The sequence below is a fragment of the Nostoc sp. genome (genome assembly GCF_036918245.1).
Classification (GTDB): Bacteria; Cyanobacteriota; Cyanobacteriia; order Cyanobacteriales; family Nostocaceae; genus Nostoc.
In genome coordinates, this window is record NZ_JBALEF010000070.1 from 106058 (window position 1) to 130550 (window position 24493).

18 protein-coding genes are annotated in these 24493 nt (G+C 41.9%); 10 read left to right on the forward strand and 8 right to left on the reverse strand.

The window, feature by feature from the left end; translation table 11 throughout:
* Positions 1-46: 46 nt before the first annotated feature.
* The 6 genes from V7L12_RS19240 to V7L12_RS19265 all read left to right on the forward strand — a co-directional run bounded on the left by V7L12_RS19240 (position 47) and on the right by V7L12_RS19265 (position 5425).
* Positions 47-802 carry a sugar transferase gene (locus V7L12_RS19240; protein WP_335086780.1) on the forward strand — a complete coding sequence of 252 codons (756 nt, stop codon included), beginning with the start codon at positions 47-49 and terminating at the stop codon, positions 800-802.
* Between the two features lie 493 nt (positions 803-1295).
* Positions 1296-2375: a GDP-mannose 4,6-dehydratase gene (gene gmd / locus V7L12_RS19245; protein ID WP_334815816.1), complete on the forward strand. Its 1080-nt coding sequence runs from the start codon at positions 1296-1298 to the stop codon at positions 2373-2375.
* 22 nt (positions 2376-2397) lie between these two features.
* The gene (locus V7L12_RS19250; protein WP_335086613.1) at positions 2398-3342 is read left to right on the forward strand and encodes a GDP-L-fucose synthase family protein; all 945 of its coding nucleotides are present in this window, start codon (positions 2398-2400) and stop codon (positions 3340-3342) included.
* Between the two features lie 68 nt (positions 3343-3410).
* Positions 3411-3977 carry a 5-formyltetrahydrofolate cyclo-ligase gene (locus V7L12_RS19255; protein ID WP_335086615.1) on the forward strand — a complete coding sequence of 189 codons (567 nt, stop codon included), beginning with the start codon at positions 3411-3413 and terminating at the stop codon, positions 3975-3977.
* A 243-nt stretch (positions 3978-4220) separates the two neighbouring features.
* Positions 4221-4499: a hypothetical protein gene (locus tag V7L12_RS19260; protein ID WP_335086617.1), complete on the forward strand. Its 279-nt coding sequence runs from the start codon at positions 4221-4223 to the stop codon at positions 4497-4499.
* A gap of 89 nt (positions 4500-4588) precedes the next feature.
* The gene (locus tag V7L12_RS19265; RefSeq protein ID WP_334716902.1) at positions 4589-5425 is read left to right on the forward strand and encodes a carbohydrate ABC transporter permease; all 837 of its coding nucleotides are present in this window, start codon (positions 4589-4591) and stop codon (positions 5423-5425) included.
* Positions 5426-5579: 154 nt separating this feature from the next.
* Here the strand turns inward: V7L12_RS19265 and V7L12_RS19270 are convergent, their stop codons facing one another.
* On the reverse strand, positions 5580-6233 hold the full coding sequence (locus V7L12_RS19270; RefSeq protein WP_335086619.1) for a sugar transferase: 654 nt from the start codon (positions 6231-6233) through the stop codon (positions 5580-5582).
* Between the two features lie 347 nt (positions 6234-6580).
* Positions 6581-10669 carry a hypothetical protein gene (locus V7L12_RS19275; RefSeq protein ID WP_335086621.1) on the reverse strand — a complete coding sequence of 1363 codons (4089 nt, stop codon included), beginning with the start codon at positions 10667-10669 and terminating at the stop codon, positions 6581-6583.
* Between the two features lie 621 nt (positions 10670-11290).
* Between V7L12_RS19275 and V7L12_RS19280 the strand changes: the two genes are divergently transcribed.
* The 3 genes from V7L12_RS19280 (at position 11291) to cobT (ending at position 14013) form a co-directional block, all read left to right on the forward strand.
* On the forward strand, positions 11291-11992 hold the full coding sequence (locus V7L12_RS19280) for a Crp/Fnr family transcriptional regulator (RefSeq protein WP_104905149.1): 702 nt from the start codon (positions 11291-11293) through the stop codon (positions 11990-11992).
* Between the two features lie 13 nt (positions 11993-12005).
* Positions 12006-12746, forward strand: a complete 741-nt coding sequence (locus V7L12_RS19285) for a DUF2232 domain-containing protein (RefSeq protein WP_335086623.1) — start codon at positions 12006-12008, stop codon at positions 12744-12746.
* 70 nt (positions 12747-12816) lie between these two features.
* Positions 12817-14013 (forward strand): nicotinate mononucleotide-dependent phosphoribosyltransferase CobT, encoded by a 1197-nt coding sequence (cobT, locus tag V7L12_RS19290; protein WP_335086625.1) that lies wholly within the window; start codon positions 12817-12819, stop codon positions 14011-14013.
* A gap of 451 nt (positions 14014-14464) precedes the next feature.
* Here cobT and V7L12_RS19295 read toward each other — a convergent pair whose 3' ends face one another.
* Together V7L12_RS19295 and V7L12_RS19300 are read right to left on the reverse strand one after the other, a co-directional pair.
* Positions 14465-14797 carry a hypothetical protein gene (locus V7L12_RS19295; RefSeq protein WP_335086627.1) on the reverse strand — a complete coding sequence of 111 codons (333 nt, stop codon included), beginning with the start codon at positions 14795-14797 and terminating at the stop codon, positions 14465-14467.
* 341 nt (positions 14798-15138) lie between these two features.
* Complete coding sequence (locus V7L12_RS19300) at positions 15139-15510, reverse strand: hypothetical protein (RefSeq protein ID WP_335086629.1); 372 nt, start codon at positions 15508-15510, stop codon at positions 15139-15141.
* Between the two features lie 356 nt (positions 15511-15866).
* Between V7L12_RS19300 and V7L12_RS19305 the strand changes: the two genes are divergently transcribed.
* Entirely contained in the window at positions 15867-17024 is a 1158-nt protein-coding gene (locus tag V7L12_RS19305; protein ID WP_335086631.1) for an extracellular solute-binding protein, read from the forward strand.
* Between the two features lie 160 nt (positions 17025-17184).
* Here the strand turns inward: V7L12_RS19305 and V7L12_RS19310 are convergent, their stop codons facing one another.
* From V7L12_RS19310 to V7L12_RS19325, 4 genes are all read right to left on the reverse strand, one after another.
* Positions 17185-17784: a hypothetical protein gene (locus V7L12_RS19310; RefSeq protein WP_335086632.1), complete on the reverse strand. Its 600-nt coding sequence runs from the start codon at positions 17782-17784 to the stop codon at positions 17185-17187.
* Between the two features lie 53 nt (positions 17785-17837).
* Positions 17838-18614 carry a class I SAM-dependent methyltransferase gene (locus V7L12_RS19315; RefSeq protein ID WP_335086634.1) on the reverse strand — a complete coding sequence of 259 codons (777 nt, stop codon included), beginning with the start codon at positions 18612-18614 and terminating at the stop codon, positions 17838-17840.
* 102 nt (positions 18615-18716) lie between these two features.
* Positions 18717-19682: a trypsin-like serine peptidase gene (locus V7L12_RS19320; protein WP_335086636.1), complete on the reverse strand. Its 966-nt coding sequence runs from the start codon at positions 19680-19682 to the stop codon at positions 18717-18719.
* A gap of 691 nt (positions 19683-20373) precedes the next feature.
* Complete coding sequence (locus tag V7L12_RS19325) at positions 20374-24252, reverse strand: CHAT domain-containing protein (RefSeq protein WP_335086638.1); 3879 nt, start codon at positions 24250-24252, stop codon at positions 20374-20376.
* Positions 24253-24493: the final 241 nt, after the last annotated feature.

Consider the following 24493-nt stretch of genomic DNA (forward strand, 5'->3'; position numbering starts at 1 on the left):
GCTTTAATATTGGGACTATGTGTGGTGTGGATTATTAAGGAGTATGATGACTGCCCAGAGCTCACTCCTCTCCGGCAAGCGAGGCGTAAGGCAAGACACTAGACCGTCTACGCGTTTCTTAAAACGCGGTCAAAAAACAAAGACGCCAAAAGTTAAACCCAAAGGTTTATCTTTTCAGGGTTTAAACGGAGAGTTTGCCAAACGACTGTTCGATATAGTGTTTTCGCTGTCGGTATTAATTTTGTTCTTCCCCGTCTACTTAATTTTGACCTTGCTGATTGCCTTTAGCTCAGAAGGCCCAATTTTTTATGTCCAGGAACGGGTAGGGAAAAATTACAAAGCGTTTAATTGTATTAAATTCCGAACAATGGTAAGCAATGCAGACGAAATCCTCATGCAAATGATGGAAACATCGCCCGAATTGCGACAAGAATTTGAGAGCAGTTTTAAGCTGAAACAAGACCCCCGGATTACCAAAATTGGTCGATTTTTGCGAATTACTAGCTTAGACGAATTTCCCCAGTTCTGGAACGTTTTAAAAGGGGACATGAGTGTAGTCGGTCCCCGACCTCTAGTAGCAGAAGAACTGCCAAAATACGGTTGTCACATTGACGATATTTTAACAATCCGTCCAGGAATTACTGGGTTGTGGCAGGTATCTGGGCGTAATGACATTCCCTATCCTCGTAGAGTCCAAATAGACCTGTATTATGTCAAATTTAGGAATTTTTGGCTTGATTTATGGATCATCTTGAAAACTGTTGATGTAGTAATTCTACCCAAAAATAACGGGGCATACTGAGTAACTACTTAGGGTCGATTCTGTGGGGCATTTGATGCCCCTAAGTACCAATTCTTCTCCTAAGACTAAAGGATTGCTCATCTTTAGTTTCTATAATATGTGCTTTTCTACTTAACTAAGACTTCTATGAGTGTTGAGCTTTGGCTGTTTTGCCTTGATTCGCATTTCTGGTAGAGGTCTAATTTAAAATACCTATTTTATTAAGTCTTCACAAAACTAGAGATATATGAAGCTTTGACAAAAATATAACATACATAAAAATACTCTCGATCTATCTGGTAAAAAATAAAATATACATAATTAAACAATCTTGAGCTATCGAAGGTTGGACTTACGTATTAAATTACTTTTTATTAAGTATATTTATTTACGAAAAAAGTATTATAACAACAAGAACTCGTAGGTTTCCCATTAGGCAATTCAGCAATTAGTTGCTAGGTTGTATCAGATTGACTGTAACTTTTTAATCAAAGACCATAAGGGATAATTGAGCATGACGCAACAGAAGCGAGCGTTGATTACTGGTATTACTGGACAAGATGGTTCATATCTAAGTGAGTTTTTGTTGGAACAAGGTTATGAGGTTCATGGCATCATTCGCCGGACTTCTACCTTCAACACAGACCGCATCGATCACATTTACGAAGACCCCCACAAAGAGGGAGTGCGCTTGTTTCTTCACTACGGTGACTTGACAGATGGTACTACGTTGCGGCGTATTTTAGAAGAAGTAAAGCCAGTAGAGATTTACAACCTCGGCGCTCAATCCCATGTCAGAGTCAGCTTTGATTCACCAGAATACACAGTGGATGCTGTAGGAATGGGAACATTGCGTCTGTTGGAAGCAATTCGAGACTACCAGCATCGTACCGGAATTCAGGTGCGATTTTACCAGGCGGGTTCTTCAGAAATGTACGGTTTAGTACAAGCAATACCTCAAACTGAGACAACGCCCTTTTATCCCCGCAGTCCCTATGCCTGTGCGAAAGTTTACGCTCACTGGCAAACTATAAATTATCGTGAATCTTATAATTTATTTGCTTGTAATGGCATACTTTTTAACCACGAGTCACCACGACGGGGTGAAACCTTTGTAACCCGCAAAATTACTAGAGCCGTGGCTGGTATTGTTGCTGGTAAGCAGAAAAAGATTTACATGGGTAATCTAGATGCCAAGCGAGATTGGGGCTATGCGAAGGATTATGTCAAAGCAATGTGGTTGATGTTGCAGAAAGACCAGCCAGACGATTACGTAATTGCTACTGGTGAAACCCACTCGGTGCGCGAGTTTTTGGAACTGGCATTTAGTTATGTGAATCTTAATTGGCAAGATTATGTAGAGTTTGATGAGCGTTACCTGCGTCCATCTGAGGTAGAGTTATTGATTGGCGATTCTACCAAAGCACGGCAGAACTTGGGCTGGACACCATCAGTAACTTTTGAAGAACTAGTTTCCCTAATGGTAGAAGCAGACTTACAAGCATTGGGTCATACTTCACCCAATGGAAAAGGTTCGCAATTTCCAGATGATATTGCCACTATTCGTCAAACACTGGGCGCTTTGCACTTCTGATTCGCATCACATAGGATAAAATATGACCGCCTTAGTATTAAAAAATAAACGGATTCTCGTCACTGGTGGGTCGGGGTTTTTAGGTCGTCAGGTGATAGATCAACTGTGTAAAGCAGGAGCCGATCGCGAGAAAATTACAGTACCGCGATCGCACGATTCCGATTTGCGTGTTTGGGAAAATAGCCAACGTGCAGTTGACCAGCAAGACATAATCATACATCTAGCAGCTCATGTCGGTGGTATCGGTTTAAACCGCGAAAAACCCGCAGAGTTGTTTTACGATAACTTGATCATGGGAACCCAGCTAATTCACGCTGCCTATCAAGCTGGAGTAGAAAAATTTGTTTGTGTTGGCACAATCTGCGCCTATCCTAAATTCACTCCAGTGCCATTCAAAGAAGACGATCTTTGGAATGGCTACCCAGAGGAAACCAACGCCCCTTACGGAGTTGCAAAAAAAGCGCTTTTAGTTCAATTGCAATCTTACCGTCAGCAGTACGGTTTTAATGGGATTTACCTACTGCCAGTAAATTTATATGGCCCAGAAGATAACTTTGACCCCGGAAGTTCTCACGTCATTCCAGCATTAGTTCGCAAAGTTCACGAAGCCCAAATTAAAGCAGAAAAGCAACTTCCAGTTTGGGGTGATGGCAGTCCCACCCGTGAGTTTCTGTATTCAGAAGATGCAGCGCGGGGGATTGTGATGGGGACTCAATTCTATAACGAATCGGAACCAGTTAACTTGGGAACCGGTTATGAAATCTCCATCCTTGATTTAGTAACTCTAATCTGCGAATTGATGGAGTTTAAGGGTGAAATTGTGTGGCAAACTGATAAGCCTAATGGTCAACCCCGCCGCTGTTTAGATACTGAACGAGCAAAGCAAGCCTTTAATTTCACGGCTCAGGTGAGCTTTGAAGAAGGGCTAAAGAATACCATTGAGTGGTATCGTCAACACGCTGCATAACAATGTTCTGGTGAATGTAGAGTGATACAAGCTGGGCGATGCCCAGCTTATTTTTTTGACTATATTTTATGGACAAAGTTAATCATCAACTAAATAAAGTAGAACTGCGCCGCACTCTACTCAAAACACGTCAATCAATGTCCGTTGGAGAATGGAGAGAAAAAAGCGATCGCTTATGCTCTCATTTACAAAACTCTACTTTGTTTACCCAAGCAAAAACAATACTTGCTTATTTCAGCTTTCGCCAAGAACCTGACCTCAGTCCCCTATTTGCAAACACCAAATACCGTTGGGGATTTCCTCGCTGCGTTCATAAATCCCTGTGTTGGCATATTTGGACACCTAATGATTCTATCCAAAGCGGCGTTTATGGCATTACTGAACCACACCCCGACGCTCCTCTATTAGATGCTGCCGAAGTAGATTTGATTCTCGTCCCCAGTGTAGCTTGCGACTATCTAGGATATCGTTTGGGTTATGGCGGCGGATATTACGATCGCTTGCTCAGTTTACCGCAATGGCAGACAAAGCCGACTATCGGAATTGTTTTTGATTTTGCCTATTTGTCCCAAATACCTATTGAACCTTGGGATAAACCACTACAAGTTATTTGTACAGAAACCGGATTGACTTGAAAAGGTCGAAGGATTCAGGATAATGAAGACATCTCATCAAATGTTTTATGACTAACCCAACCTCATCTACTACTGAGCAGGAAGCAATCATTGACGAGATTATCGCAACTAGCCTCCAAGCTCAACAAATTAACGAATGATTTTAGGACTGCTGTAGATGTTTCTTAGGGGGCTAATGGTTCAAAAATATGATAAATATTCAATTTGTGCAACACAATGCCTTTTCTAAATTGTATACAAACTATGAATAAAGATAATGAATTAGCTGAAAAGCTGAAGAATATGTTGGCTGAATCCGCAGATAAAGAATCTGTTATTAAGTTCTTGAGATTGAGTAATTATTCAAAAGCCAAATCAATTGGAATTTTAAAAAGGGCTTGGGATATTTCTTATGATGAAGCACAAAATATCATTCACAATAGTCAAACATGGAGTGATGTAAAAAAACGTGATGCAAAAATAAACAACGACTTCTTTGATTTTCTAGAAGAATTAGGGAATTCCGAAAGTGAAGAGACTTAATTATATTAATATGTGAATAAATTTAACAACAGAATTAGGTGAATTGCTTTAACCAAATTGTATAATTACAATTGAAAATTCGTAATAAAATGCTGAACTGGAAAAAATCACGATCGCAGATTCTGCTAATGTATGCGCTATTGGGAGCGATCGCACTGTTGATGCTCTTTCCTTTACTATGGCTAATTAGTACAGCCTTGAAATCGCCGACGGAAAATATTTTTCAGTCGCCGCCACAGTTGCTACCCAGTCAGCCAACACTAAATAACTTCTCTAGTGTGTGGAACTCTCTACCTTTTGGACAATACCTGTATAACAGTACCTTGGTGTCAGTACTGACTGTGGGCTTAAACCTACTGTTTTGCGCTTTAGCTGCCTATCCTTTGGCAAGATTATCGTTTGTCGGGCGAGACTGGATTTTTGTGGCGATCGTCTCTACGATTATGATTCCCTTCCAAATCGTGATGATTCCCCTTTATATTTTGACAGTCCAGATGGGTTTGAGAAATACTTATTTAGGGATGATTTTTCCGAGTTTAGCTTCTGCCTTTGGTATTTTTCTGTTGCGCCAAGCTTTCATGAGTGTCCCGAAAGAAATAGAAGAAGCCGCCCGGATGGATGGCAGCTCAGAGTTAGGATTATGGTGGCATATTATGTTACCAGCAGTTCGCCCAGCACTGGTAACTTTAGCTATTTTCGTATTCATTGGTGCTTGGAGTGACTTTTTGTGGCCTTTAATTGTCATCCAAGACGAAAATTTATACACTCTTCCTTTGGGAGTCGCAAAGCTAGCAGGAACATTTTCTCTTGACTGGCGCTTGGTAGCTGCTGGCTCAGTGATTGCGATCGCCCCAGTATTATTACTATTTTTGTTTTTACAACGTTACATTGTACCTACAGAAACAGGTAGCGGCGTCAAGGGATAAAGAAGAATTCAGAAGTCAGAATAAGAAAGTGGTAGATGAAGGAGATAAGGGAGAAATCAATTAAAAATTCAAAATTCAAAATTCAAAATTAAAGAACTTCTGCCTTCTGCCTCCTCTTTACCAATGCCCAATGCCCAATGCCCCATTCCCAAATTCAATAAGCACCAGTCTTTTTAAATACCACCCAGATAGTTTTAATAATCAAACTCAGGTCATAAGTTACAGACCACTTGCGTTGATAATCTATATCCATTTTGACAATGGTTTCAAAGTCTGTAATGCTGGAACGCCCATTAGCTTGCCATTCTCCGGTAATGCCTGGTTTGACTCGCAATCTATCCCAGTGGTGTGGATCGTAATTACTGACTTCATCAGGAGTAGGTGGACGAGTACCAACTAAACTCATGTCCCCTAACAAAACATTCCAAAATTGAGGGAATTCATCCAAGCTAGTACGCCGCAAAAATTTACCAACACGAGTAATGCGGGGATCGTCAACAGATTTAAAGATGTGACCTTTGGCTTGGTTTTCAACCAAATGCTTGAGTTTATCAGCATCAACAATCATGGAGCGGAATTTCCAGATGCGGAAAGTTTTTCCGTCTAAACCACAGCGAATTTGGGAATAAAATATTGGACTTGGCTCATGAAGAAAGGTAGCAATTGCTACGGGAATTGCTACCATAAATGTAATAATCAGCCCCACAATTGCTCCAACAATGTCAATTAATCGTTTTCTCACGCTTAAAGTTGACGGGTGTGAAGGCTGTTGCAAACAATTAACTGAATAAAGATAAAGATTATTCACAAGGGCTAACGTTATGTCATAATAGGGGTTTTCACATCAGTAGTGTAGACATAGACATGATTTTTAGGCGATTTTCACTGCTGTTGTCGCCACTACTGAGTATTAATGTACACAAATCTTAGCAAATATAAAAACCAAAAACCCAAAATTTACATAATCTTTCAATTCAAGGGTAGATTGTAAATTTACTGTGTTTTCTCCATCTAATAAAAAGATACTACTATCGTACATATCCAAAAAATTACTGTTCTGAAGTCATAGTAGTACTTTGCAAAATTCCAAATGCTTATAACGTAAGCATTTGGATCTTTAAGTAGTATTCTTATTTCTAGCGTGATCTACTAGTCTCAACGATCGACCTCTAAGGCAAAATTCACCGTATATGGTTCCTCCAGTGATTGCTGATTACTAGCCTTGATTGCATCTAGATAGCGACGCAAAGACAACAGTTGCTGAGAATTGGGACGATAAGTGAGACTCCCTTGTTTTTCAAAAAGTGGTGCTGTGGCGATCGCCTGATAGTCAGGATTTTCTTGCGAACTCTGGGTAAGCCAGGTTGATTCTGTGACTGAAGGTATCAAACCGGAAGGCAGTTCACCTGACAAAAAAGCCAGCAGCCGTTGCTGACAAGTCCGAGTATTGATCCCACGATCCTCAAACAACTGGATAACTTCACCGAAAGATAAGGGCCGGTCTGGTAGCAGTCGCAACAATTCTGTAAACAAGAAATAATCAGTGTATTGTTGCCTGGGTATATCTAAAATCTGGGGATGCAGAGGCAGCATCGCCAAACCATAAGCAACCCGACTGCAATTGGGAGCGCCGTTTTCGCCGAGATATAAATCTTGAATAATCTTAGTGCTGGGAAGTTTTTGCCGTAACCAGCGGTTCACCGTCCCGACACAAGCCACTCCACCAGTCAGGATGGCTTGATTAATGGCTTCTGTGGGGATGCCACAAGCTACCAATAACTTGTTGAGTTCTCGGTTTAGGCGGCGCACAAAGGGGATAAATACCTGGCTTTCTAAGTCTCGTCGCTGCAAAACCCAGCGCTGATCGGCTAATTCCAGGGTAAAAGAGTCTTGGTGTTGCAAAATCAGCTTTAGGGCTAATGCCGCATCTAATACCGCCTGTCCCAGTAGAGAACTTTCTAGACGCTGTTGGAGACGAATTCGAGCGGTGATATCTGGTTCTCCGACTCTAGGTAGTTCTAATTCTTCCAACCCTAAAGTCTGCCAACGCATTTGGTCTAAACCGGGAATTGACGGTTGCCATTGCCAAGGATTACTCGTGGTAGTTTTGCGTAGGCGTAGCCCGCCTTCGGCATCGCTTGGTGTTTCTAGGCGTGATTGCCGAGATTTCGGTGGCAATAGCAGCTGGCAGATAATATCTTGTTCAATTCCCTTGCCAGCATAAGCAAAACTGTGGAGCATGAAATCACTGTATGTCAATTGCTGCAAGCTTTCTGGTAGATTCACCAGTAACATTTCTGTGGCAGTTGTCCCAATGTTAATCACAAGGGTGTTACCAACAATGGGATGTTCGCTGGTTTTTGCAGGATGAGAACCTTGAGCATCGCTTAGTTTTACTTGCTCACCATTAGCAGCATCGAGTTCCGGGAGTAGACTAGCGATCGCTTCTTCGACAAAAAAGACTTGCTGCGGATGTTGGATGAGTTTGCTAGTGAGTAAAGCTTCCCGCACGTTAAAGCGGTATTGTTCCGACCAGTTAGATGGACAGGTACAAATTACACCAGCAATATTATTGATAATTTGGGGAAAATTTTGTTCGCTGATCCCAACAGCAGCAGCCATTAAACTAGGGGTGGTACTTGTTTTTTCGGATTTGAGGGTTAATAGTAATTTAGAGAGCGATCGCACAACCCAAATCAAAGGCCCTGCCGAAAATTCATTTAATTGCAAAACAGGTTCCCATTTCTGTCGTTCACTCTTGTAGGGAATGGCTACTTGTAGATAGGGCTTCAACTGCGCCGAGTAGAGATTATTTTTCGTCGGATCTGCTGTCGATCTTGGTCTTGCAGGAGTGGTAGCCGAGCGATCGGGCACTTTATCTTGGGCAACAGCCGCAGGTGCTGTCTGCTCATGTGCTTCGATAGTTTCGTTTTCACCGTGGGGTACAGAAGCTATAGGCAGATAAACCTCTGTTGGTAAACGAAACGATTGCTGAAAGGAACTTATTCCCGGCGGATTTTCTGCTGACCAGTAGATAGGATGTACAACAAAAGTTGAGCGATTTAATAATGCGGCGGAAATTCCTGTTGTACCTAAATCAATTCCTAAATACCAAACTGATTCTAGAACATTGGGTGAAACTTCTGGATTATTTATGGAGTTGGCAATTGGCGGTAAAGAACCTTCTGGAACAGGAGTTGTGACTTCCTTTTTTTCAGTTTCTACCTGGGGAACTGCCAAACTTGAGAAAGCAGTAGTTGATGTATTCTCTGCTACTTGGAGATTTTCAGGAGAAGTTGTGTCTTGAATGTTATCAAGTGGTTCCGAGAAAACATCCAAGTTGGTAGCTGGCTGCGACTCAGAATTTAGCTGCCGATCAAAATTAGCCAAATCCCGATCTAATTGCTGCAACTGTTCTTCATCTAAAGAAATATCTGGTACGGCTGGAGACTGGTTTGACTCAATAGAAAGTAAGTTTTCCTGGGGTGAAGCAGCAATGTAGTTATCTGAAGACAGTTCGGAGCGATCGTTGTTAATTAATACTTCCGATGGGGCGATACTTTCAGTAGGCTCTGCCAACGCAATTTCTGGTACTTCTGGAGTAACTGGTGCTGTGGTTGTAGCATTATCCCCAGAAGAAGAGACTTCCAGCAATTGCAGTTCAGTATCTGTATCAGGCAATGGGTCAGTTGCTGTAGCTGTGGCATTATCCCCAAAAGATGATACTTCCAGCAATTGCAGTTCACTATCGGCATCAGGCAATAAGTCAGTTAGGGTATTAATTGTATCAACACTAGCTGGCTGAGTGCCGATTTGTGGCAAACTGTCTATTTGTGGAGTAGAGAAGCTAAGAGGTGAGTCTAGGTCAGTATCCTCTGCAAAAAATAGTTTTTCCTGTGGCTCTGAATCTGTGATTTCTCTTAAAGTCTCTTGGGCTGAAAGACCCGTATTTGGTGTTACAACCGCAGAATCCACCGTTGCAGAGACAGGCGGGGACTGTGCGATGTTCAACGGTGATGGAGAGGCTGTGGAAGCAGATAAGTCATTTGTGGGAACATCGAGGCTGGGATTATTAACATCACCAGCATCAAACAAACTGGCGTAAAGTTGGTCTACTTCATCACCAATTGCCGCAGAAACATCTTGCGGTAATTCGGTCGGGGTTTGAGAATATTCAGATGAGTCTACACCAAGCTGCAACAGCACTGCATCTAGATCCTCTGTGAGGGTAGTCTCCTGTTGCTCAATTGTGAGTGGAGATGAAGTTTCTGGCTGTATAAGCTCCAAGGATTGGGGCGCAACTCCAGCAGCAATCTCGGCTGATTCAGTCAATGATGGTAATGTCTCAGATTCTCCTCCTAGCAAAGATGACTGCGAACTAGGGGATTCTTGTTGCAAATGTTGGGTCAAACTGTTGACAAAGCTGGCCATCAGCTGTTCGCCTTGCATCCCCTTGCTATGCATTCTTGCCAGTGCTTGCGACAGGGATTCGTAATAAGTATTAATGTTGCGCTGTAGTGCTTCAAAGACTACATTCACCGTCCCATCTAGTGATAATAGACGTTGATCCAACTCCCTAGCTAGCTGGGTTAAGCGCTCTACACTGTCAGGGGATTCTAACAAAGATTGAGTTGCAGAGGTTGCGTAATTAATTCCTCCTGAAGAACTGGCGGAATTTTCCCCAGTCTGTCCAATCAGTGGCGTTAAAGTTGGCACAAGGCGACTCATGAGTACCTGTAAAAACTCGGTAATCATTTGCTCCTGGTTTGTCAACTGCTGCGCTAAGGAGTAGTTTTGCAAACGCTTTTGTTCTAGTTGCCGAATTTCTTGTATGAGAGTAGCTCGCTCTTGCAAGAGCAATTCTAATTCCGATCGCAACGGCTGAATCAATCTCGAAAATTCATTTTTTAACTGTCCTGCGCCAACAGCACTCTCTTGCTGACTGGGTTCGATCTGTGGTAGTGGATACTGGTTATAATCGCGATCAATAAATTTTGTTAACAAAGGCGTTGGCGGAGCCATCGCCAAGGGCGAACGCGGTTCTTCAGAAGACTGATTTGGGATGCCGCTCTCTAATGCTTCTTTTTCTTGTAACCTTACCAAGAAGTCGCGAATTCGCTCTAAAACTTCTTTAGGCTCTTGCGCCTGACCAGACAGAAATCTAGACAGGCGCTTGCCACCGCTGGCAAGTAAGTTGTCAATGTCTGCGATCAGCTTTTGAATTTCATCTGTACTAAAAGTCACTTTTATCACCTTGCCTAGTAATGGATGTCAACTAATGTGACAATTGATTTACAATCACCGTATCCCTATGGGGATCTTGCTACGCGCAGCGTCGACCATAGGAGAAGTTTTGAGTGGCAAAAGCCGCTACTTGGAATTGTGACTGTCATTATGTTATGGATTACTGGGAGTCGTGGCAATCTTCAATCATCGAAGAGAACAAGGAGACAAGTTTCTCCTTGTCCCCCCATCCCCTTGTCTTGTCCTCTTCAACAGCCTTTGTTCAAAAAGCTTAATTTTGCGGGTTATTGGTTGCCTATATTTGAAAATCGCTAAAATACCTGAGCAATAATTTACTCCCTTTAGTATCATTAATGTTGTTTGCCTATATTCATAACTAATCAAGTTTGCAGTGCAGCTAGCCCCTAAGCAATACAACCGCAGGCTATAAACTACTTTTTGCAAAACTTTTACCCCGTTTAAACTTATAGGTAAAGATTATTTAGAAAAACTTATTGTCGCTTTCTTGTGTAGCATAGTTTAGTTTTTTCTTTGAAAGGCAGCTGTGCAATGATAGCTTAGGCTACAAATGGCGCTCCTGTTTTTTGTGTGTACATAGCAGCTTGAATTAAAGATGTCGTAATGGAAGATCGATATAGCTTGCAAGCACAGGCTAATTCCTGGATGATCACCTCCGCTCCCTTTTTTCAAGGGTTGCCAGAAACTGCTGTGGAATCAGCGCTCACCCATCTTGTTACCCGCACTCACCCAGCCAATCAAGTGATTTTACTGGAAAATGACTGGGGTGGTTCTGTGTATTTTATTATGGACGGATGGGTAAAAATTCGCACCTACAATCTAGAAGGAAAAGAGGTAACGCTGAATATTATTGGCAAAGGTGAATTGTTTGGTGAAATGGCGGCGCTAGATGAAGCACCTCGATCCACGGATGTGATTACCTTGGCCCCAACGGTAATCGGTAGTATGCCTGCTCAGGATTTCGTCAAATTACTTCAGATAGAACCCTTGGCGGGAGTTCGATTGGCGCAACTAATGGCACGACGTTTGCGGCAAGTAAATCGCCGATTGCGGTTGCGGGAATCTGATAGCCAGTCAAGGGTAGCAGATACGTTGTTATTTTTGGCAGAAGGACAGGGAAAAAAAGGGCAAACCGGAACCGAAATCCCCAATTTACCTCATCGTGAATTGAGTAGTTTGAGCGGACTGGCGCGGGAAACGGTGACACGAGTGTTGACAAGGCTAGAAAAAAAAGGCTTGATTAAACGGGATCAAGACACTATTTGTATTCCCGATTTGTCAGCCTTAGAAAGAATGATCGTTTAAAAACTTGTCAGATATGAGTATTTTAGATTCTCTCCCAGATGAACCGGAGGAAGATCCATCCCCTGAATCTCCAACTCCTCAAAATCATTGGTTAGATAAAGAACAGCAGTTAATGCCTCCTCAAATCAAGGCTGATGCGCCCTTGAGGATGGTGGAAACGGCATTTTTAGCCAGTACCGCTAGCTTAATTTGGTTTATTAATTTTTACTTTCCCCTGGGGCCAGTTTTGCGGATATTTTTTCCAGTACCGATCGCTCTAGTTTATCTGCGTTGGGGCAAACGTGCGGCATGGATGGCAGCACTCACCTCTGGGTTACTGCTGACGGTATTGATGGGGCCAGCCCGCAGTTTGCTGTTTGTCATGCCCTACGGGTTCATGGGCGTCCTTTTGGGCGCTACGTGGTGTCGTCGTCGTCTTCCCTGGATTGTTTCTATCACCTTGGGTACGCTGTTGGGTACTTTGGGAGTTTTTTTTCGGCTGTGGTTGTTGTCTGTTTTGTCGGGTGAAGACCTATGGATTTATGTGATTACCCAGGTGACTGAGTTCATTGAGTGGGTATTTTTTAACTTGAGTTTGTTGGCGAGTCCCAGTGTATTTTTGATTCAAGTGGGAGCGATCGTATTAATTATACTCAACAACTTTATCTACCTTTTTGTGGTACACCTGGCAGCATGGTTGCTTTTTGACCGTCTGGGCAACCCGATCCCCCGCCCACCACACTGGGTACAAGTTCTCATGGATTATGAAGGATAGTTATTTGTCATTTGTCATTTGTCATTTGTCATTGGTTAAATGATCAGTCCTAACTAATAACCAATGTTCCATGCCCAATTCCCAAATTAGTATTTATACTCAAAAAGAACAGGGTGAACAATGGCTGCGAAGGTATCGTGGTTGTCTACCCGTATTTGCTTGTGTTTTAGGATTTACTGAAACTGGCTTAATTCCAGGGATTTCAGCAGCTGGCCGCACTTCAGAGGATCGGAAATATACTGCTTGTGCTGATGCTGAGTTTTTGTATTACGGCCCAGAACATAAAGCCCAATATCCCTTACCAACATTGGCGGCTGGGGCTTCACCTGTGCTGATTTCTCGCGCTGTATTTGAGTCACTAAAGATACCAGTTCATTTATTTAATGCTGGTTTACCCCAGACTCCTGCTGTACCATTAATTGATTTGGGTGGCGCTCCTGCTAAGTGTTTAAGTGGAGGTGCTGCGATGGAAATTACAACAGTACACCACTTGTTTGAACAAGGGCTACTTTGGGGAGAACGCCTAGCCGCCAATATTCAACAGGGGTATCTGATTGTCGGTGAGTGCGTCGTCGGAGGTACTACAACTGCCCTGGCAATCTTAACTGGTTTAGGTATAGATGCTGCCGGAAAAGTTAACAGTAGCCACCCTGTTTGTAACCATGCGCAAAAGTGGGCACTAGTGCAAGCTGGACTGGAAAAGATGAGGGAGAGCAGGGGGCAGGGAGCAGGGAGCAAGGAGCAGGATGAGATATTCCAATCTCAAATCCAAAATTCTCTAGATCCCCTACAACTCGTCGCCGCCGTGGGCGATCCCATGCAGATGGTGGTAGCTGGGATGGCGATCGCTGCTAGCCGTAGTTGTGGTGTAATGCTGGCTGGAGGCACGCAAATGCTGGCGGTTTATGCGCTCATCAGTGCGATCGCTCAAGCTTATGCCTTATCATGGCAACCAGAAGCAGTAGTTGTAGGCACAACCCGCTGGGTGGCTGAAGATCCTACTGGCGCTACAGTTGACTTAGCCCTCAACTTAGGAAAAAACAGCTTAACTCCGACTGGAGGAACCCCTCCTCTATTAGCAACTCATCTGAGCTTTGCTGATTCTCGTTATCCCCAACTAAGAGCTTATGAGCAGGGCTTTGTCAAAGAAGGTATGGGTGCTGGAGCCGCTTGCATAGCCGCCCATCTTAGCCAAGATTGGCAGCAACACCAACTTTTGGCAGCCATTGAAGCCCAACTTGAACGGCTAAGTACTGCCTGGAACTAAAAATTAAAGTCTTTCCCTCTCCGAGTCGGAGAGGGACGATTTTACGTAGTAAAACCAGGGAGAGGTCTTTTCTGCGTGTCTGTACGTAAGATAAGATCGTCTTTCTAGCAATTTGAACTATAGCAATCCGTACAAGAGTTATGAACTGAAGAAAAAGATCCCCGACTTCTTCAATAAGTCGGGGATCTGAGCCTCTTGGTGGAGCAAATCAAATAGGATTGCTATATGCAATTTTGTTTACCTTCTAGTTTTTCAGGAGAATTATCTGATGAAATTAGTCAAAAATCTTGGTATTGCTACCGCCAGTGCTGTTAGGTGTGATTCCCAGCCCAATCGGAAAAGTCCCTCCCTTTTCCATTTTTAAGCCTGTATTGACGACAGTTCCTTTGGGAAAAGTTCGACTACCTAGCGCTATATCCTTCTCAAGAATAATTTGTAAATTCGTTGTCGGTTAACCTTGCAACTTAACTATTGCTGTCTTTAATTCTGGCAAAATCGTAGCAATGCCAAGTCCAAAACCAAATGCCCCTTGTAAACCAAATGTGTCTCCAATCTTACGGTTGAAGAATATATCTTCACCTTTTGCAATTAATTCCTTAGTAATTTTAACTGCCCCTACCCGTTGATAGGAAATGGGATTATTGGGATTGAGTCCCTTATTTACAACTAGTTGTGATGCTTCTTGAGGACTTAGAAATTTGCCGAAATAGTCATAATAACCTAGCGGTTGAGTCGGTGCAGGTTGCAAAAGGTCGATCTTAGCGAAAGCTGTCTGGCTGGTCATCAACCAATTTGATAACAAGATGCCAAAAACGCTAATGAGAAAAACGCAGATTAATAAAAAAATCTTGGTTTTTGAACCATAGAATACCCTAATGACATCAGTCTTAGGGTTGTTTTTTTTTGTTTCATAGTGAGGTAGAGACTAAAAATCTATGGGTAGATATATCACACTATTACGTAAAGATATGTAATAGTATATTTAACTTTTGTATCAATTTGATGGCTGGATTACTTACTTGTATCTAAGTATATGCTCATAAAACCATCACTTGATATTGAACCTAAAGGCTTGTCTTACCTACCTCAATCTATTTTTTTAGTTCGTTGAACTTCAGGTTAAATTTAATGAATTCTCTCTCTAAGTAATTGTTCTTCTAAAGCAGCAATGCGATTGTACGCTGCTGTTAATTGCGCTGTGAGTCGTTGTATTTGAATTTCTGGTGTTATATTATCTCCAGCTTGACGATGCATGTCTAGATAAATGCCATCTGTCAACACATCCTTGTGTTCCATTTCTGGATTTAAATTGTTACGTCCTTTAAACTGGTAGCCCCCAGCCGCGCCATTTTGTTGGCAATTATCCTTTGCTTGTATATTCGCTAAAGAACACTCTGAGAAAGTTTGAGTGACTTTACCATCAAGCTGCTCAATTACTTGGCACAGGTCATCCAGCTTTTGGCTTAAAGTCAGGATCTGCTGCTGTAATAGCTCCATTTAATACCTTTATTCGTACATTTTCTATATGTTATTCAATTTACTCCCAACCTTAACGATACTTATGGATTTTTTAAGTATTGATAATTTTTGCTGGAAATGTGACATTTAAATCATTACTTCTAAATACAAATAAGGTTTCACCATCAGTACCACCAAGTAAATTTATGGATAAAAATTAATCTTTAGGTAGAAATTTGCCAAAAAATCGCTAATTTGAGTCCAATATTCAAAATTACCCGTATTATCAAGAAAAAATACCGATAATTCTCCAGATCCACTTTTTCAGCTAGTCAGCCACTGCTAAATCTCTGCTTAATATTAGGTATAATCAAAAATCTCAAAATCCAAAATCAATGGATCGACGGTCTTTTTTGCTAGGTACAAGCACACTGGCACTTTCACAACTGCTTTTTGGCTGTGGTGGAAACAAGCAGACGCAACTAAAAGTACAGTTATTAAAAGGTTCTATACCTGGTCAGGTGGTGAATCAGTTCCACAAAGGTTTACAGCAACGGGTGCAGTTAAAGTTTGCTCCAGTTGAGCATATACAGGATTTATTTCACCAATTACAAAATTGGCAGCAGAAGCCAAAGACCAGCGATGAGCAGGGATGGAGTCGCTTTATACCTTTTAGGCAAGGTCAAAAAGCAGCTGACACAGACCTAGTGACATTGGGAGATTACTGGCTACAAGCAGCTATTGAACAGAAATTGATTCAACCACTCCAAGAAGTGCAGGGAAACCAATTACAGCAGTGGTCTACTTTAGATGAAAGGTGGAAACAACTGGTAATGCGCAACGACCAAGGTAATTTGGATACTCAAGGGAAGGTGTGGGGTGCGCCTTACAGGTGGGGTAGTACAGTAATTGTTTATAACCGTGACAAGTTGCGAAAATTGGGATGGACGCCCAAAGATTGGAGTGATTTGTGGCGAGATGGAATGCAGCAGCGTATTTCCCTACTCAATCAACCACGAGAAGTTATTGGTTTGGTCTTAAAAAAGCTAGGAAAATCTTATAATACAGACAATCTTGACCAAGTACCAGACTTGGAAAAGGAATTACAGATATTAAACCAACAGGTGAAATTTTACAGTTCCAATAACTATTTGGAACCTCTAATTATGGAAGACACTTGGCTAGCGGTTGGTTGGTCAAGCGATGTATTGCCTGTTCTGGGACGTTATCCGCAGCTTGCCGCAGTTATCCCCCAGTCAGGAACAGCTATGTGGGCGGACTTATGGGTACGTCCTGCAGGGATTACTAAGGATACTTTATCAGATCAATGGATTGATTTTTGTTGGCAACCAAGCACAGCTAAACAAATTTCGGTGCTGACTAAAAGTAATTCGCCAATTTCTACAAATATTGCCGCTTCCGATATCCAAGAACCATTATGGAGTTTATTAGAGAGCGATCGCAATGTTTTCGATAAAAGTGAATTTTTACTTCCCTTACCCCCATCAGCAATAAAACAATACGAGTCTTTATTTGCCAAAATTAAGGTTTAATTGGGAATTGGGCATGGGGCATTGGGGAGCCACTGCGTTGGGCGGGCAATGCCCAACTTGTTCGCGTAGCGTCTCCCCTGGGGAGAAGCAAGTGGCGTCATTGGGCATGGGTTATTTATTCTCCTTGTCCCCTCAGTCTCCAGTCCCCACTCCCTTTTTTCTATAAAGAACGCTGTAACCCTATCTTGTTGTTAATAGTGGTTTGGATACTGCATAAAGCTGGACTTGTACTAAAGTTGCAAGTGTAGGTTGCCAAGGGTTCTTTTTGATAATTAAATACTCGGACGTTGTAACCAAAGTTCCGTGCAGCACTACCCAAGCGATTTACGAAGTCGTAGCGCTCTACATACTCTAGTAAACTCCAAATTTGCTGATTCACGATCAAGTCTACTCGTGCAGGTTCTTTGTCAGAAGCTGGATATGCTATCCAATTATCCAATAGCTTTTTTTCGGAGTTTTGTTGTGCCCACCATAAGCTGGGAACGGTTAATCGTTCTGGATGAATGGTGTTAGCTGTGATTACATAGTTTTTTGGCTTGGTCAATAAGTCTAGTTCTAAAGGCGCACTAGAAGGTGACGGTATTGAACGGGTTTGCGCTAGTGAGGGCGGGAGTAGTAAAACTGTGAGGGTAATGGTTAGTAGTAATGAAAATGATGTCTGGCGATGGCTGCGCCAACGCCTGCCGTAGGATGCCCGTTCGCGTAGCGTCTCCTTTAGGAGAAGGGCTGTAGGGCAAACGCACAATTTAGGTATATACATAACTGATCTAATTCATAATTTTTCATGAAGGCACAAGTTAAAATTCGCACACATTAAAGTTTAACGGCAACGATGCGAATTCTTCGATAATCTGCTTTCCAACTTCCTTGTTGATATAGTGTTGGTTTCAGATATTCTTCGACGACGGGAATTATTTGTATTTGTTGCTCAGGTGAAAGTCCTGCTAAAAAAGGGCTGGCAAACATTTTAATCCAGTTTGCTATGCCAGCTTCTCCTTCTGCTAGGGGAGTTGGGCGAGGAAACAGGATAGCATAAATGACATCAAAGCCTTGATGTTCTAAGAGGCTGGCGTATTCACCAATGCTGGGGTAATACCAAGGATTCTCTACTTGTGCTTGAGGGATACCAATGGACTCTAAAGCTCTGTATAAAGCTGTGGCGATCGCCTGCACATTTCCCTTACCACCAAATTCTGCGACAAAACGCCCTCCGGGTTTGAGGGATTGGTGTATGGAAGCGATCGCGCTATCTGCTTCTTTCACCCAATGTAGTACAGCGTTGGAAAATACAGCATCTAATGGCTTGTCTACTTGAAAGTTCCTAGCATCAGCAACATCAAAGCGGATATGGGGATAGTTTTGTCTGGCCTTTTCGATCATCGCGGATGCATGATCAACTCCCATTACTTCAGCACCAGCTTGGGCAATTTTTTCTGTGAGTTGTCCAGTACCACAGCCGAGATCCAAAATCGATTCTCCTGGCTTGGGGTTAAGTAATTGCAATAAGTCTTCGCCATACTGCCAGACAAAGGCGTGTTTATCTTCGTAAAGGGAAGTATCCCAATTATTAGTTGTCGAAATATTATTCATAAATAACTATAGTGGTTTTTAATTGAATGTAATAAAACCTTTTTATTATCGTGGTTAGATTCCGGAGTTCTTTAACAACTCCGGAATCTAGCAAATGAGAGTTTAGTTTCTAGCAGTCAACTTATCCAAAAAATCCATTTTCACTGCAAAGTTGATGATATCCTTGTGTGTGACAGTGTTTGTAATCTCACCATTATTCAGGGCAACAATATACGGCAGACCATCAATTACATCAATAATTGGCCCACCTGAAGCACCGGCTGCGGTGGCGCAATCATGATAAAAATGGTTTGACTCCTCACCAACAATGCTACAACCAGCTTCATAACTCGCTGTCCAGCCTTGGCCAGCAGTCAAGAATTCATAGCCTTCTTTGCTGGGGTCTGGGTAATCACTAGAGTAACCAACAAAGAACAGTTTTCCTTGCTTCTGCTTAATCAAAGTGGAAGCAGGCACAGATTGCCATCCTAAATAACCATATTTGCGGCCCAATGGCTGATTAATTCTCATTAATGCCCAATCATTGCTTTGATTCTCGACGTTATCAAAGCCCCCATTCTTGAAGTCTGTACCATAACGTACGTTTTTCGCAATATTCTGTACTGTAGCAATATCTTTTGGACTCTGGGGTTTGCCATTAATGGCATTGGGTATAAACCGAAGTTCTTTACTGAGTTGATGAGTCTCACGGTCAATTACACAGTGGGCGTTAGTCAAAACTATATCACTAGCAACCAGTGTGCCTGTACAATAATAGCTTTTAGCATCGGCTGCTGTGCCTTGCACTCGCCCGATAGTTGACCAAGGATAATTTCTACTCAACATGGGAATACGGTTATCTTGACCTGTGGGGATACCGCGATCGCCATCATAAGGTTTTTCCGACTGTTCGAGATCATCAGGTTTAAAGGGTTTACCATCCCCTACTAAATTCAGCTGTTCTGTATTTGGCGATATCGGTGATTCTGTTTGTGCTTGGACTGATATCCAACCACCTAAAGCGGTAAAACCGACAATTCCGGCGAGAAAGAAAGCAAGCAGTTGTTTGTAAATAGATGGTTTACGCATTGATTTTACTCCTGAGTTAAAAGTGAAAATTTGAGATTAGGGATTTCCAAGAAATAATTGGATATTTTTTTATTTGGAAGTCCCCTAGACCCATAGGTGTCAACTTAAGGAAAAATTTGCTTTGATAAGAGGTTTTGCCCTCATCCCCTAACCCCTTCTCCCAACTTGGGAGAAGGGGAACTGGAGAATTTGCTCCCCTCTCCCAATTTTGGGAGAGGGGTTGGGGGTGAGGGCAACCAGCGCTTGCCAAACCTAGCTTCTACGTTAAGTTGACACCAATGCCCTAGACCTATCTCCTGGAAGGAGATAGGCTTTAAATTGTGTTTTCTTCCAGTTCTCTCTCCTTTTAGGCTACGGTGTACACACAAGTACTTTCGTTCACAACATAAGGACTTTCGTTCACAACACAAGTCTTTTCGTTCACAACACAAGTACTTTCGTTCACAACATAAGGACTTTCGTTCACAACATAAGGACTTTCGTTCACAACACAAGTACTTTCGTTCACAACACAAGTACTTTCGTTCACAACACAAGTACTTTCGTTCACAACACAAGTCTTTTTTGAGCCTTTGAGGGAATGAAACAGCTTTGTTTTTCAAGAGGGGTTGGGGGAATTAAAAGTCTGTGGAGCCACTTTAAAAGACTTGTGTGTACACGGTAGCCTTTTAGGAGAAGGTCAATTAAGTATTCATCGCCACTCACCTTGGAGAGTGAAAGCCGCCCAATAACGGGGATGTTTCCATTCTGGATTTTTCAAATCCTTTCCTTGAAAATCTTTCCCTTGCCACATTTGGCGTTGAGCGACATTAAGGGCGGCGGCGGGAGATTTGTTTTGTGCCAATATCTGTTTGTAAAATGCAATCATTAACTCCTTGGTAGATTGATCGTTCACGTTCCACAGAGACACGGTGACTCTAGCTGCACCTGCATACATAAAGCCTCTTGTCAAGCCCACCAGCCCTTCACCTTGGACATCATCGCCTAGTCCACTTTCACAGGCACTTAGCACTATCAACTCTGCTGGTAAGTCGAGGTTAAAAATATCATTGAGCCGCAAGAAGCCTCTGGTTTGGGGTTTACCTTGTTTATCCACCAGAGACAGCACTATACCTGATAAGGCTGGGTTCACAGGGTCGAAAATACCGTGAGTGGCGAACAGCAGCAGGCGATATTGGCTCAACTGTTTGCTAGTTGCAAAGTTGTAGTTGGCATCAAAGTCAAAGGCGGAAAGCTTTTCACCAGGAGAATTCACCAACCTAAGAATCGCCTCTCCCTCGTCTTTTGTACCTGGGAGTGGGTCTAATTTGTCTCGATTAATGTTTCTCAAAGACGTTTCTAAAGCTGAACGGTCGAGGTTGTTTTCTACAGTTGAGGGTTTATCATTCTTCAACCGTGCATCATCAACACCAAACACAGGATTAGCGAGAACAGCTAGGGTTTTGGGTGCAATTTTGCGTCCTTTGAGTTTCTTTCTGTGAGTTGCGAGGCTAGATATTGAAGGGAGGTTGACAATTTCATGATTCACAACTAGGGGTTGATATCCTGCGCTGGCTGGCGATTTTCTCGGTTCGTTTAAAGCTGCGAATGGCACTTGATGCAAAATCCCATCAGCAACGATAACTAAACGTTTATTTCCTAACTTCCCAGCTACAGGTGCGAGGATAATTTGACTAAGTGCGTCTGCGGCTTTATCTGTATTTGCAAAAGTTGGAGCGTTGTCTTCTGGGGTTCCTCTATCAATCAGTTTTTGCTTTAAGAGGCTGTTAAATTTATTTGCTGCTTTCGCTATCTTTTCTTGTCCGGGGAGTTCGTAGCTTTGTAGAGAATTAGGAGTGACTACCCACAGATAACTGCGTTCTTCACCCAAGGAATATTGCAACATTACGGTATCTTGATCTAGTTGTTGTTGAATTCCTGACAATTCCAGTACGTCTTTTGGGTCAATTAATTCTGCACGTTCTGGATTAGTCGCCCTGATTTTTTCAGAAATTGATTGCGATTCTTGGATAATATTTGTAATTTCTTGTTTGGTTTTTGTGATTAGTTCGGTGGGTGGTTCCTTTCGACTGAATAAGTCTGATAAAAACTTATCTTTGGCATTCAATTTAAAATTTAAACGGCGTTCTTCTGCTAATAGTTGCGGATCAACGTTTTTACGGAGATTGACATTACTTTCTTTTAACAGTTCGACTAATACCCTGGCGCGAGAACGTTCGCTAATGTGCAATGCTAATGCGTTGTATCCTTTTGATGGGTCTTTTTTGTGCAACTGCATCAACAAGTCAATGTAGAACTTGTAATAATCTTGCACTGTGGCGAAGTAGGAAGAACGTAAATCATCACTGTTGACTTTGTTGCGCGTATTCTCAACGATGTTTATGGCTGCTTCTATGTGCGTCTTGGCTTGGTTGAGATTTCCTCTGTCGCGCTCAATAATGGCTATTTTATAAAGTGGATGAGTTTGGTGAGATATTTGACCAATTTGCTGCCCTAGCTTCAGTTCTTGGTTGTAAGCCTCTATCGCCTGCTGCGGCTGCTTCATAGAGATGTAAATCTTACCTCGGATTTTGTAGACGGTGGCTTGTGATGATACATCTCCTAGTTGCTGTGATAGCGACAAACTTTGTTTGCTAGCATCAAGGGCATTTTGATAATCTCCTGCACCTTCATAGGCGGTGCTTAAAAAAGCAAGGGCATTATTTTCACCTTCTTTAAGGCTATATTTGCGAGATAATTCTAAAGCTTGTTTGGCATTGGTAATTGCTTGCGGATAATCTTTCAATAACTCATAAGCTTTGGCAGCAGTTCTAAGGATGAGAGCTTCCTGGGAAACAGAACCTTGTTTATGTGCAGATATTAATGGCTGTTTGAAATAGTCCAATGCTTGATGACAATCTTCTGGCTTTTTTTGAGAAAAGCAACTTTGTATATAAGCAACACCTATAGAATAGAGAGCAGTTGTTACTAAACTCGGATTGCTTTTCTGTAATATTGCCAAAACTTCTTTGCTTTTTTGGATACCTAATTCATAAGCCCCTAAATCTGTGTAAACATAGCTCATCTCAAAGATAATCTCTCCTTCTAGAAGAGAGTTTTGTTTTTGCTTAGAAATCTCCAGTGCTTGGTTGAGTTGATCTAGGGCTTGCTGAAATTCTCCTGATTTTTTATAGATAGAAGCAATATTTACTAGCGTTTTAGCTTCTCCTTGAAAATCTTTAATTTCGCGTTGTAGCTTTAAAGCTTGAGTAAAATTATCATTAGCTTTTTGTATCTCTCCTAAGAAATAATACGTCTCACCAATACCGGAAATCAACTGTGCTTCATCCTGGGTTCTACCTAGCTCATGGGCTATAGTTTGTGCTTGTTTTAAGTAGACTATTTGTTGCTTTGCATCACCTAATACATAGTAACTAGTGGCAATTTGCCTGAGAATAATGATTTGATATCTTTGAAATTCTGGGTTTTGTTGCAATTGGCTTTGGATTGTTTTTTGTAACTCTAAAGCCTGCTGGATACATTTTTCTGCTGAAGGGCGATCGCCCCTTGAACTGTAGACTAAGCCTATGCTACCAAGTGTCTTTACTTGTCCAAATAAATCTTTCGTTTTACTGTAAATTTTCAGTACTTGCTGATAGTAATAAAGGACTTTATTTGTTTCACCTAAATCTTGGTAGTTTCCAGCAATAGTCCCAAGCGTATTTGCTTGCCCTGGTAAATCATCATTTGCCTTTTGAATTTTCAAAGCTCTTTCTAAAAACTCATGCTCTTTTTTCGGTTCGCCAAATTCTTTATAAACAGAAGCAATATGCCACAGTACGTTAGCCTCTTTTTTGGGTTTTTCGTCAGCATGATATAGTGACTGTGCTTGGTTATAAGCATCAATCGCTTTTTGCTTTTCCCCTAATTGTTGATAAACAAAACCAAGTGATGTTAATATTGAAGCTTTACTTTCACGAGCCTTTGATTCCTGCGATTCCTGCACAATAGCTAATGCTTGCTCAAAATATCCCACAGCTTTTGTGTCTTCTCTTAGGGTGATGTAGATAGTACCAATGCTATAAAGTGTAACAGCCTCTTGAAAAGGTGCTTCTTGAGGTTTTGCTGCACGCACTTCTGGTAATCTCCAGATTTTCAACGCTTCTTCGTATTTAGTAATTGCCTGTCGTAGTGCTGCTGTTGATGGTTGCTTGTAGTATAGTTGATCTCCTTCTTCTAACAGTTGGAGTGCTTTATCCCAAAGTGGCTTAATTTTAGCCTCGGCTTCACTTGGCGCAGGCTTTGTATTTTGTGGTTTTGCATCTGGCGACTGCGCTATTTTGACGTTAGCAGAGACTTTTTTCCCTATTTTTTCTGAAAACGAATCTGTATACCCTTGTTTTCCCGCAGCATCAATTGACTTTTGCAAGTCAGCTTGCATCTGTTGTGTTATCTGCAACCATCTACTTATCGATGTTGCACCTACCGCATCAGACAGAAAAATCACACTCAGTAATACAGTTAAACTATAACGAGAAACCTGAGAAAATGAGCAGCAAAAATTACACTCAAATTTAGCGTTCTTCTTCATGCTGAAGCCTCAATAACCTTTCAGTTAGTTGGGTTTAGATATTTATGCTTGAATTCTTTAAGGAATCTTTCTGTGATTCCAATGTTGAGTTTATAACGTTCATCAATCTGAACTAATATTGTTACTAAAATAGATACAAAATTTTGTCAAATCTTCTGGATTCCTCGTTTTGACGTTATCTAGGAAGGTTTTATGTCGATATGCTTGGGTTAAGGATAATTGTAGGTTGGGTTGAGCGACA